Here is a 12176-nt window from a genome sequence, read left to right on the forward strand (position 1 = left end):
GCGGAAGTGTCGGGAGCGCGTCGTCGGGCACCCAGGGACGGTGTGTCCCGCCAATCTCAGTCCCAGAACGACTGCGTTCGGGCGTACTCCCGTTCCTTCGAGAGGATGTCGCGGTAGAACTCGGCTTCGTCCTCGCGGAGCTTGTTGATGATCTGGGCGGCGTTGTGGGGGCCGACCCCGCGGGCGGCCATGGCGATCACGGCCTGTTTCCCGTGGCTCTGTACGAGACTCGCCGCTCGGAACGCGCGTTCGGTCAGCTCCCGCTGCTCCGCGTCTTTTGCCTGGGACCTGACCGCCTGCACGACCTCGTCGGCCCACGGGTTCAGCGAGGCGATCCGCGTCGAGCCACAGTCGGGACACTCGGGTTGGTCGGCCACTCGCTTGACCGTCGTTTTCACCTTCCACTCCGTGCAGTGAGTACACAGCAGGATGACGCGGTCGTTCCGAAGCCGCTCTTTGACCGTCTGGATGACGCTCGCATCGGCGTTTTCCGGCGCGAGCAGTTCCTTGCCGCCCGAGGACCGACCCCCCAGTCCGACCGGCGTCCGGCCACGGTGGGTCACCACCTCGAGCGCCTCCGATTGGACCCCCTCGAGTACCGCACTCGCGCGCTCGATATCGAGGTCCTCGTGGAACACTTCCCGGATCGCCTCCTCGTACATCGGCGTGTCCTCGAGCGCCGAGAGCAACCGATCGTTCGAGAGCCGGCCCGAGCCCTTCGCTTGCCAGCGCTTGAGTGCGCCGAACTTCGCGGACACCTGCGTCAGCCGGAACGCGAGGGCGTCGGAGTTCTTGAGCCCGAGTTCGACGATCGTCTCGACGTGGTCCGGATCGGTCTCCTCGAGCACCTCGATGACCTCGCTGGTCGCGATCGAGTGCGGGACCTCGAGTTCGATCCGGTAGGGATCGGTCTCGAGACCAACCGAGGAACCGGCCCGCTGGCCCAGCAGCGCCGACAGCATCCGCCCGAGCGTCTCGTTGGCCGCGTGGCCGAAGGGCGCGTTGAGGACGATCGTCCGCCCCTGTCGCTCGAGGACCAACCGCTCGGCCGTCGGCATCGGCGATTCGCCCTCGATCTGTCGCTCAAGTTGGGCGCAGGCCTCGGTCATGGTGTACTCGTCGGCGGGATAGCGGCCCGCGAGTTCCCGACCGACCGCGGCGGCGTCGGCCCCGGCGGCCAACTGCGGTTCCGCGACGGCGCGAATCTCGCCGACCTCGCCCGCCACCGCGGCGGGAACGGGGATCTCCTGCCCGATCCAAGAGGGGACCTCGCCGGCGGGGTCTTCGATCGGGCTGACCTTGACTCGAGCCTCCTCGTCGTCGATCTCGGCGATCCGCCACATCTCGCCTCGCTGGATGAACACCGCGCCGGGCTGGGCGAAATTGACGACGAACCGCTCGTCTAAGGTTCCGATCTGGCCTCCCGAGGCGATGTCGTGGACCTCGTAGGTCTCCTCGTCGGGAATCATCGAGAGGTTCGCGTAGACGTACTGCCAGGTGCCGCCGGTGGTCTCGATGCGGTCCTCGCCCTCGTCGAACCACAGGATGCGGTTGCGATCGAGTTCCCCGATGATCTCGCGGATCGTCGCTTCGGGCACGTTCCGGAACGGATACGACCGCGTGACGGTCTCGACGGCCTCGTCGACGGGGGTGTCCCCGCGGCTCTGGACGATCGCCGGCAACTGGTTGGCGACCACGTCCAGACTGCCCTCGTGGATCGCCGCCGGCTCGACCTCGCCATCGCGGGCCCGGCGGGCGATCGATAGCGCCTCGAAGGTGTCGTCCGGCCGCGTCGTGACGATCGTCCCGCTCGAGACCGCGTCCTGTCGGTGGCCCGCCCGCCCGATCCGCTGGAGGAGTCGCGTGACCTGCCGCGGGCTCTTGTACTGGATCACGTGATCGACCTGTCCGACATCGATCCCGAGCTCCATCGAGGACGTACACAGCAGCCCGTCGATCTCGCCGGCCTTGAACCGGTCCTCGACGTCGATCCGGGCCTCCTTCGAGAGCGAGCCGTGGTGAACCCCGATCGGTAACTCGAGTTCCTTGAACCGCGAGCCCAGCGCCTCGGCAGTCTGTCTCGTGTTAACGAAAATCAGTGTCGACTCGTGCTCGGCGACCAGGTCACGGATCACTCGGACGTGGCTGGCCGTGTCCGCTTCGGTCAGCAGTTCCCCCGCCAACCGCTCGTCTTCGGCCGTGACCTCGGGTTCGCGCACCGTCACGTCGACGTTGCTTCCGACGTCGATCTCGCGGATCTCACAGGGGCGGCCGCCCGTGAGGAACTGCCCGACTTCCGCCGGGTCGCCGACGGTCGCCGAGAGGCCGATCCGTTGGACCGGGCCGGCGAGGTCCCGGAGCCGCTCGAGGGCGATCGCCAACTGCGCGCCACGTTTCGAAGCGGCGAGTTCGTGGACTTCGTCGATCACGACGTGAGAAACGTCCGCGAGCGCCTCCCGAAGGCGCTCGCCCGTCAGCATCGCCTGCACGGTCTCGGGCGTCGTGATCAACACGTCCGGCGGATCCTCGGCTTGCTTGCTCCGCTGGTAGTCCGTGGTGTCGCCGTGGCGGACATCGACCGCGAGGTCGAGGTACTCGCCCCACCACTCGAGGCGGTCGCGCATGTCGCGGTTCAGGGCCCGCAGCGGGGTGATATAGAGCGCGCCGAATCCCTCCGGCGGACCGTCGCCGGCAACCAGGTGATCGAAGACGGGCAACATCGCCGTCTCGGTCTTGCCGCTCCCGGTGGGCGCGATCACCAGCGTGTTTTCGCCGGCCGACAGCGGCGGAATCGCCAGTCGTTGCGGTGCCGTCGGTCGGGAAAACCCGCGTTCGGAGAGCGCGCCACGAACCGTCGCTCCGAGGTGCGTAAACGCCGCGACGTCCCCGTCAGTCATCGGAACGCGCTAAGCACGACCGGCGGATAAGCGCCACGTTTCCGGCATCTCGAGGGCCTCACTCGAGTCGGAACCGGATTCCGACGACCGCTGTCGCGTCCGGCGGCGTCACTCCTCGGACTCGGCGTCGTCGGCGTCCACGTCGCCGGTGGGCTCGACATCGGGAGCGGTCTCCGAGGTCCCGCTTTCGGGACCGTCGATCGTGATGTCCGTGAGATCGTCGGAAACGGTAGCCCCGGCTCGATTCCGGAGGGTGTCGATCGATCGCTCGTCCGGTACGGTGTCGGTGGCTCGGTCCCGGAGTGCAGCGGGGACGGTGCCCTCCATCTCGTCCCGCACGTCGGCGACCGACTGGACGGGCACGTCGTCCCGCGGTCCCAGGACTCGTAAGACGGCGTAGGTGAACGCGAGCAGCCCGACCGCCGTGAGGAGATGGCCGCCGAGACGCCGCCAGGACGGAGCGGCAGCCGTCGATTTCGGTCCGGACGCCGCGTTCAACCGCTCGTCGGCGGGTGTTCGAGGTCGCATCACGACACGTACGGGCCCGGCGGGCAAGTGGGTTCCGGGTGCGAAAGTCGACACCGGTCACGGCCCCCGAGGCGACCGGCTCGCAGTCAGGCCTCGAGATGGTCGATCCGGGCGTAGCGGCCCGCTCGCCAGCCGGCGACGATCGCGACGACCGTGCCGACGACGAGCGCCAGCGCGAAGCCGCTGAGATAGACCTCGAGCGGCGTCTGCAGGAGGTTCTCGAAACCGAGGACCGACGCCGAGAACCGGTTCAGTCCGAGCACGGCAAGCGGCGTCGCCGCGAGACCGACGATCCCGCCGACCAAGCCGATGACGAGCCCCTGTGCGCCGATCGTGCCGGCGAGGACGCGTCGAGACAGGCCGATCGCCCGGAGCGCCGCGAGTTGCTCGCGTTGCTGGTGGGCCACGAGCGCGAACAGGTTCGCCGTCAGGACGACGCCGCCGACGACGGCGAGCCCGACCAGCGTCGCGCCGCTCGCAAGGACGACCGTCCGCTCTTCGATCATCGACGCGACCTGTTCGTCGCTAGTTCGTACGTCGTACTCGGGGTACGCCTCGCTGAGGTCGCTCGCGACGGCGTCCCGGTCGGCATTGTCCGCCACGTCCGCGGTAATGAACGTCGCTCGGTCGGTCCCCGACGTGCCGGCGATCGCCTGTAAGTCACCCAGCGGCATCGTCACCGTCGGCGAACTCAGATACCGCGAATAGTAGTCCGCGGTCCCGACGACGGTGAACTCGTGGGCCGCAGCCGTTTGTCTGCTCGTCCCGACGGCGATCGTCTCCCCGACGGAGACGTTCATCGCGTCGGCGACGCGCGGGTCGATCACGATCTCGTTGGTCGTCGGCTCGTCGGGCGGGGGACCGGCGGCAGCCTCCTCGTCGACAGCGAACCCGCTCCCCGCCCGGAAATCGAACCCCTCGTGGGTTTTCTGGACCCCGACTGCGGGCCTGCGTTCCAGTTCCGAGGCGTTCGGTCCGACGTAGACATCGTACATCGCGATCGGAGACGCGGTCCGAACGTCATCCCGGGCGGTCATTTCGGCGGCCATCCCGTGGGCTCCCACGAGCGGGTTCTCGGTCCCGCTGGCGGCCGGATCGACCGGATCGCTCGAGACCCAGATGTCCCTGTTGGCCCGGTCCAGTCCCTTCTCGCCCTTTTCCACGACGCCGACGCCGAGGCTCGCCAGGACCGTCACCGAGAGCACGGCCAGCGTGACGGCGAGAACGGTCAGCGCCGTTCGACCGGGCGACCGCCGAAGCTGTGCGATCGCGAGCCCGACGACGGCGCGCGTTCTGACGATCGCGCGTCGCAGCATTATCGAGCCACCTCCTCGAGAACGGCCGTCCGCGCGGCCACAGCCAGCGGGTAGGGAACGGCGACCAGCCCCGCAACGAGCGCGACGCCGATCGCGTACGGGACGAACACCGGATGGAAGTGAGCGACCGTCCCCGGCGCGACGGTCGCACCGGCGACGGCGTTGACGGCAACGATGCCCGCCGCGCCGAGGCCGATGCCGACGATCGAACCCACCACCGTCGTGATCCCCATCGACACCGCGACGACGGCGAGCCGGCTGCGGGTCAGGAAGCCGACCGACTCGAGGACCGCGAGGGTGCGCCGATCCTCGTCGACGGTCATTCCCATAGTCGTCGCGACGAACGACGCACAGACGGTCACGCCGACCAGCAGCGCGATCACGCTCGTCGCGAACGCCAGCCCGTCCTCGAACAGCGTCGACGGATCGGTGCCGCCGGCTACCTCGACCGCCGCAGCGGGGTAGGCGTCGGTGGCGGCCGACCGCGCCGCGTCGGCCTCGCCCCAGAGCAGCAGCCGATCGGCGAGTTCCCCGGTCTCCGCGCCCGAGAACGACTGGAGTTCGCTCAGGTGAACCAGTGCGATCGGCGCACCGCTACCGCCCGCCCCCCCGTCCGCGACGGCCGTCACCGTCACCGAGGCCGTCGCCCCACCGGCTCGCTCCGCCCCGCCCATCGAGACGGACAACTCGTCGCCCGCGGTGGCGTCGAGTCGCTCCGCGGCAGTCGGTGAGAGGACGAGCTCCCGATTCCGCGGTCCGTCGTAGCTCCCGTTGGCATAGTGCGGATCACCGGGCTCGAGAGCCGTGGTCGGCAGCCCCGCGACGGTTCGGGACTCCCCGTCCGGTACGAAGCCGATCAGTCGAACAGTTCGTGGGTCGCCGTCCGTCGACTCGAGTCGTGCCGTCTCGACTAACACCGGCGAGGCGTGCTCGACGCCGTCTCGCGAGCGGATCGCCGCGGCTCGCTCGTTGGTCGCGCCGAGTCGCGGCCCCTCGACGCCGTCGACCGACGACAGCGTCCCGCTCTCCTCGGGCGTGATCCGGACGTCCGCGTCGTCCGCGGTCGCCATGCCGCCGTCAGCGAGCGCCAGCGCGATGCCCGTCACGACGACCAGAAACGCGATCGTCAGCGCGACGGCAGCGACCGTCGACGCGATCCGGCCCCTCGTCGTTCGTGTCGCACGTCGCCACCATCTCGAGAGCGTCAGCCCGATGACCCCTCGCCAGCGCGTCCGACGCCGCGGCTCTGCGTCCACGGGAGGGTCCGCGGTCTCATCGGACATCGTCCACCCGTCCGTCACACAGGGTGACGACCCGATCCGCGACCGCGAGCGTGGCCTCGTCGTGTGAGGCGACCAGCACCGCCCGCTCGCGTCCGACATCGGTCAGCAACTCGAGGACATCCTGGCCCGTCGCCGTATCGAGTTCGCCCGTCGGCTCGTCGGCGACGATCACGTCCGGGTCCGTCGACAGCGCCCGCGCGATCGCGACGCGCTGGCGCTCGCCGCCGCTGAGTTCGCTCGGGAGATGGGTCGTTCGGTCGCCGAGCCCGACCGCCTCGAGCAACGTCGTCGCACGGTCCCGGCGGGCGGCCCGCGGAACGCCCGACTGGACGAGCGGCAACGCGACGTTCGCACGAGCGGAGAGCGACGGGAGAAGGTGGAATCGCTGAAACACGATGCCGACATGGCGTCGCCGCAACCGCGTTCGCTCCGCGTCGGACAGCGCCGCGATGTCGGTTCCCCGAAGCTCGACGCTGCCCGCCGTCGGGACCAACAGCCCCGCGACCGCGTGTAACACCGTCGACTTCCCGCTCCCGCTCGGCCCCTCGAGTCCGACGATCGACCCGGTCGGGACGTCGAGGGCGACGTCACGGAGTGCGGTCACCGTCCGCTCGTTGCCCGAGCGAAACCGGCCGCCAGTCGACCCGTACTCGTGGGTGACTCCCTCGAGGCGGACGGCCGTCGCCGATTCGCGTTCGTCCGCCCGATCCCTCGCCGACGATCGCGAACCGCGTACTGATTGCTTGGACATTCGCAACGATCTCACTCCCAGCGGACGAGCCGGCGGCTCATTGTTTCGACCCGGTTACCCCTGTCAGACGGGCGCTACAGACCGTTGCCTGGAGACAACGGACTCGAGACCACGCGCGTGAAGGGGCTGTCCGGTCCGTTGGGTGCCGACGCGGGTCCGGACGCCGTCGACCGACGACACCGGCCGGTAGGGATGGGCTGTCCGACCATCCCCGTCGAAACGGAGCCGTACAGATCAGTGACGGTGACTGTGTTCGGCCGGCGTCGTGGCTGGCCTCGAACCATCTATGGGGCAGCGGCACGCGGTCGCGCATCGCTGTGCCGCGATCGGGACACGGTCTCCGTTCAGGACGGTCATGAAATCCGATGGTGCACATCGGAGCGATACGATCGCCTCCCGACACGGCTGAGAGTCGGTCCAGTCCGTTCGGGATTCCGTACGTCGTACTCGCGTCGCGATTGTGCCGGGAGCAGGCGCGCCTCGAGCGGCGCGACTGAGGACGAACGGAGATCACGTCACATGGGCGTCCGGATGCCACGCATTCGTGGACACGGCACTCATGGTACGTATTGAGTGTATTATGGAGAGACGTTTTTACCAGATCACCGTCATCACCCCGTATGGGCGAGACCGATGGCGACCCTGACCAAGCTGGACACGTTCACCATCTTGAACTGTGTGCGTCCGATCTGGAAACGTCACGTGACTTTTGGGGCTGGATACTCGCCGAACTCGGTTACGAACCGAAAAACGAGTGGCAGGATGGCTGCTCTTGGAGCAAGGGGCCGACGTATCTCGTCCTCAAACGAGCGCCGAACTCCGACCATCCGTTTGACAGACGGGCAGCAGGACTGAATCACATCGCGTTCCATGCCGAATCCCGTGATCAGGTCGATAAACTGACTGCACGTGTCCGTGAGAGGGATGACGCTACCGTTCTTTACGACGAACAACATCCCTATGCAGGCGGCTATTATGCGCTCTACTGCGAGGGGCCCGACGGTATTAAGCTCGAGGTCGTCGGACCGGAGTAGGTCTCACTCGGAGAGACGCGCTCCTGTCTCTGCCACGGCACACGTGCTACGGGCCCTCTAATGCCAGTGAAGGTCAATACACGTCCCATCGGCACAGCAGCGTCCAGTCGGTGTCTAAACCGTTCCAATCGGGACCACAATCGGCTTCAGGGATCAATCAAATAGAAGAATCCTAGGCGCGGAGCATCGTCCGGCATTGGTATCGACGATGTCCTCCGGCGCAACGTCGAGGACTTCGTGTGAGCGGAGGCCGCACCGCGCTCCGAGTGCGAACGCAATCCGTTGTTGGGTATCATCGGCCGCCTCGAGCAACTGTGCTACTTCGTTCTGGCTGAGCCAGACCTTCATGTCGTCGCGGTTCTCGTGCTGTTGCAGGTTCATGGCGTCCGGGTTGCCTGCATTCCGGACAAGAACCGCGGGGAATCTAGTTTTTTCGGTGGGGCTCGAGGGGGAGATCGGGTCGATTCTGTCCGACTCTGGTGAACTTCTCGGACACAACGGTCACAGTAAATGCGTATACGAATAGAACGGTGTGGTTCCAGAGGATGGACCTCACACGGTATACATTGTCGAATAATTGGATGGCGTTTCACTCCGGTAGAAAGAGAGTTAAATATCCAGAGATTGAATACGCAGACGAAAATGAACATGCAGGGGACTATCATCTCAGTATTGATGGCCATCCTCCTAATCACGCAACTGCCCACTATGTTCTGCGTTCTCGCTCACAGCCCTGATGGGAATATTGAAGATACAAGCACTACTGAAACGACGAATAATATCAAAAACCTTGTGCAGTGTATCACTCCCACCTCAGCATTCGGACTAATCCTCTTTGTCGTTGGTGGGTTCGTTACAGCTCTCCTTAACCAATAACGTTCTGCAAGTAGATACGCCCGAGATCGAAGTGACGCAAACCAGAGGAGAGTACGATACTGTGAAAAATAATCTATTGAGGGCTATTTTTCTTCGATTACTACACCCCCAACATCAGCAAAATTCATATAGTTCCAAATAGTCAGGAGGGATCTAAACAGCATCCAAGAGATGAAAACTATGAGCGATAGTTGAATGAGGAGAAAAAGATATTCAGAGACGGTATGGCCAAAGAGAGAAAAAATAGCCTGATTTAGACTATCCGGGTATCGAATTAAGAACCCTACAGGAATTAACACTCCAGAAATAAACAGAAGTACAACTTGGCGAAAAATCGCCATTGGTGGTTCATCATAATATTCAACCCTCTCAGGAGTATACCGGGCTCGAATCCCATGAAGTGTACTATCAAGTTCAGTAAGTATTGTATTCAAATCATCAATAGTTTTGATGCTATAGTCCTGAGATCGATCTTGCATATAGAATGGGTCAGGCGACTCTTCGGAGATGTCGAATACTCTTTGGTTTCTACAATTAGAGGTGCTATCGCCTAATTCAGAGTGAATGTCGGTGACCGCTTCATCATCCTCTGTCAAATCTTTTGCTTCTCTGATGTGTTCTTCTAACGAGTCAAACTCGGCAGTTACATTTCCTGCATTCGATGTAGATGATATTAATAGTAATTTTGTGTTTATTTGCCGGAGGTGAGCCCAGAGGAGGGCAGTGGTTTGATCATCCTGTTTTTCAGCCCAAGATTCAAGATCGGGATCTTTCATAAACATATGTGTTAGGCCTTTGAACGGCGCAGCGAAATCCCCCTCTTCCCAAAGTTCGTCAGTAACGGTAGATGTGATATCTCCATATTTTTTATAAACTGGAGCTGTTTCCTCGATCATTCTACCGATTTCTTCTCTCGCTCGGTTCTTCTGAATTGTATATATAACCCCAGAAAAAGCGAGTATGAACCCAATAGCAGTAGCAACCACCTGAGCTAATGACGAAAAGAAATAGTTTCCACCCTCCATCTTAGGGCGCTATCTCTTCTCCACTTTTATTGCTTTTCCCATGTGTGAATCATTGTTTGTCCGACTCTGTATGAGTTCTCGGACATGACTCAGCGTGCCATGATAAGTTTGTAACCAAGACCGTGCAGACTACTCTTCCCCGAGAGTGACCAGAGTAACATCCTCAGCTGGGAACCCTTCCACTAGATCGATCACATCCTCATCGAGTGTATATTCGCCTTCCGCTGTTCGTTCAACTTGAGACTGGAACGCATCCTCGTCGAGTTCGTGATCAGTCCATTCCGTGTGTGAGACGGCTGCTCGGAAGCTACCGACTGTTTCTGGAATCGCCGGCACATCTTGGTAGGTAGTTGGGTAGCCTTCAAGCAGGGGTGCATATCGGAACGGGATTGAAACCTCGTGGCTCTGAGTTGGAGAGCCACTAATTAGGCACCGACCTGGATCTTCGGCGAATGAGTCCTCGAGTCGGTCCTTGTCCGACCGGTCCCGATAGTCCATCGTCTCCCCATTGTGGATATCGACGATTTCATCCAATTCAGCTGTACTACCTGCAACATCCGCGTTCGCCAGCCAACAAGCAACTGCGAGTGCATCATCACCACTGCTGGTGATAGTATAGTATTCAGAATCCCACGAACTGAAAGTATCATACCTGAGGTGAACCGCAAAGGATGTCTGCGGACCAATATCCGGCTTCTCATCGATCTCAGGGCTGCTCTCTCGTTTTCTCATATCCGAATTGAGACCCTGAACGAATTCGCTATTACCCATTCTCTCAAACTCAACTGGGATAACCTCTATTGTGTCAGATCCTGCCTCAAACCGCGCCTGAACGCCTTCCTTTTGATCGGGACCGTACACACCTTGTTCGAATTCGATTTCCTCCCAGCCCTCTGGGATGGTGAACTGACCATCGTCTATTAGAGTCGGAGGTTCAAGTTCTGGGAACTCCATTTCAGACGCTCCGCCATCCTCATTGGGATTATCAGTCATAATTTCCTGATAACCTGTTGAACACATAAATTGACCGGCCCGCTAGCTTGGTAGGGCAAAGAGTCCGATGGTACTCTACTTCTCGGACAGATCTCTCTCTCTCTCTCTGTATGCTACGCTAAGTTCGTAATCAGAGTGAGCTGCATGTGGACTCTATCGAGATTGACCGAAAAGAGTCATGGGGTTTGATGTTTGTTCTCTCATGAGAATAGGGGGAATGCGACATCGGTCAAAACGATACTGGCACTACTTTTGGAGTCGAAAAGGAGTCCTGTTAGGATATTTTGTTCTTATTGCAGCATTGGGATTTACCCTCCTCGAACTACGGGGAGACATTAACCTCGTGCCCGTGCAGGGCAACAGCGAACTTCTGCGAATCACCCAACTTGTCGGTGCGTTTGGGTCGATTGCACTATCATTTGGTCTTCTGGTTCTTTACGGGAGGCAGACAAAAATATTGGAGCAACAGTATCAACCACATTTGAGTGGAGAAGTTGAAAGCAGAAGTCCTGTTACTACACAATTTGTAGTACGAAATACTGGATCAGATTATGCATATGGTATTGAAGCTGAATGGACTATCGCAGATAAAACAAGAACATGGGAAAAATCAAGCCTTGCTCCTGGAGCTACTGCAGCCTTCCCAATAGTAATTGGGGAAGATGGAAGATGGAAACTCCAGACACAGGCGGTGAAAGATTATCTTGACGAAAATAATGCTTCCTCTGAGATAGAGTATGAAATTCGATGCAAAGACCAATTTGATATCCCTCGATCGTTTTCAGGAAGTGTTAACTTTGATGTTATTACTAAACGAGAAGAATCTAACGAAATTTGGGATTCAGATCCACTAACCTCTCTCGCGACCAGTGCTGAAAGTATTGAAGCATCAATAGATGCTATTGCCTCTGATCTCGATGATCGTAGAGATGAACAGAAGTGGCAAAACCGATGGTCGAAACAACAGGCTGTCATAAGTATTGTACAAGAGCGAGGGAAGATCGAAATAGATGTACTAAGTAGAATGGTCAAAACTAGCTCCTCCCAATTAGAGTATAGACTTAGTGAACTGGAAGAAGCAGGCTTCCTAAATTATAGGGAAGAAACTGGGGTAGTAATAGCGGAGAAAAGTCCAGGCGATAATTATACACTATCTGATTTTAATGAAGACTAATAATATTTGGGAGGTGATGAGAGACAAAGCATGTGCCAATTGTGGGTCTGGGACCGTCCAAAATCAGATTTTCTGCTTTATAGGGGATGATGACAGATACTTCCACTTGTGTAATAGATGTGTCATCAAATTACGGCAAAGAGCAGATAATTCGGATCTTTGTGCGTTTTGTGGTAGCTACGCAAAATATGCGACTTGGGAATTGGAAACTGAACGGGGAGTCGGTGATTTATCACACACTACAGGTAATAATCACCCTCAGTTTTGGCTACTGTGTGAAAAACACTTCTCATATATGT

The 12176-nt window shown here is 60.3% G+C and carries 9 protein-coding genes and 1 pseudogene; 2 read left to right on the top strand and 8 right to left on the bottom strand.

All coding sequences use genetic code 11. From position 1 onward, the window contains the following. Positions 1 to 56: 56 nt before the first annotated feature. The 5 genes from FGF80_RS06540 to FGF80_RS06560 all read right to left on the bottom strand — a co-directional run bounded on the left by FGF80_RS06540 (position 57) and on the right by FGF80_RS06560 (position 6775). The gene (locus FGF80_RS06540) at positions 57 to 2897 is read right to left on the bottom strand and encodes a DEAD/DEAH box helicase (protein ID WP_138652898.1); all 2841 of its coding nucleotides are present in this window, start codon (positions 2895 to 2897) and stop codon (positions 57 to 59) included. Positions 2898 to 3005: 108 nt separating this feature from the next. Continuing rightward, a complete protein-coding gene (locus tag FGF80_RS06545) occupies positions 3006 to 3425 on the bottom strand; it encodes a hypothetical protein (RefSeq protein WP_138652900.1) in 420 nt (139 codons plus the stop codon). 86 nt (positions 3426 to 3511) lie between these two features. Next, a complete protein-coding gene (locus FGF80_RS06550; protein WP_138652902.1) occupies positions 3512 to 4741 on the bottom strand; it encodes an ABC transporter permease in 1230 nt (409 codons plus the stop codon). Then, entirely contained in the window at positions 4741 to 6024 is a 1284-nt protein-coding gene (locus tag FGF80_RS06555) for an ABC transporter permease (RefSeq protein ID WP_175416998.1), read from the bottom strand. Before FGF80_RS06555 ends, FGF80_RS06550 begins: the two co-directional genes overlap by 1 nt. Then, complete coding sequence (locus FGF80_RS06560) at positions 6014 to 6775, bottom strand: ABC transporter ATP-binding protein (protein ID WP_138652906.1); 762 nt, start codon at positions 6773 to 6775, stop codon at positions 6014 to 6016. The genes FGF80_RS06555 and FGF80_RS06560 overlap by 11 nt, the downstream gene beginning before the upstream one ends. A 620-nt stretch (positions 6776 to 7395) precedes the next feature. On the opposite strand from FGF80_RS06560, the gene FGF80_RS06565 reads away from it, so the two are divergent. Then, complete coding sequence (locus tag FGF80_RS06565; protein ID WP_138652908.1) at positions 7396 to 7809, top strand: VOC family protein; 414 nt, start codon at positions 7396 to 7398, stop codon at positions 7807 to 7809. Between the two features lie 189 nt (positions 7810 to 7998). Here the strand turns inward: FGF80_RS06565 and FGF80_RS06570 are convergent. The 3 genes and pseudogenes from FGF80_RS06570 to FGF80_RS06580 form a co-directional block, all read right to left on the bottom strand. Beyond that, a pseudogene (locus FGF80_RS06570) lies at positions 7999 to 8190 on the bottom strand (site-specific integrase); the annotation flags it as partial. 578 nt (positions 8191 to 8768) lie between these two features. After that, a complete protein-coding gene (locus FGF80_RS06575) occupies positions 8769 to 9710 on the bottom strand; it encodes a hypothetical protein (RefSeq protein ID WP_138652910.1) in 942 nt (313 codons plus the stop codon). A gap of 129 nt (positions 9711 to 9839) precedes the next feature. Continuing rightward, the gene (locus tag FGF80_RS06580; RefSeq protein WP_138652912.1) at positions 9840 to 10703 is read right to left on the bottom strand and encodes a hypothetical protein; all 864 of its coding nucleotides are present in this window, start codon (positions 10701 to 10703) and stop codon (positions 9840 to 9842) included. A 343-nt stretch (positions 10704 to 11046) separates the two neighbouring features. Between FGF80_RS06580 and FGF80_RS06585 the strand changes: the two genes are divergently transcribed. After that, positions 11047 to 11877 (top strand): DUF1573 domain-containing protein, encoded by an 831-nt coding sequence (locus tag FGF80_RS06585; RefSeq protein WP_138652914.1) that lies wholly within the window; start codon positions 11047 to 11049, stop codon positions 11875 to 11877. The last annotated feature ends 299 nt before the right edge of the window (positions 11878 to 12176 follow it).

Source organism: Natrinema pallidum, assembly GCF_005890195.1.
GTDB lineage: Archaea > Halobacteriota > Halobacteria > Halobacteriales > Natrialbaceae > Natrinema > Natrinema pallidum.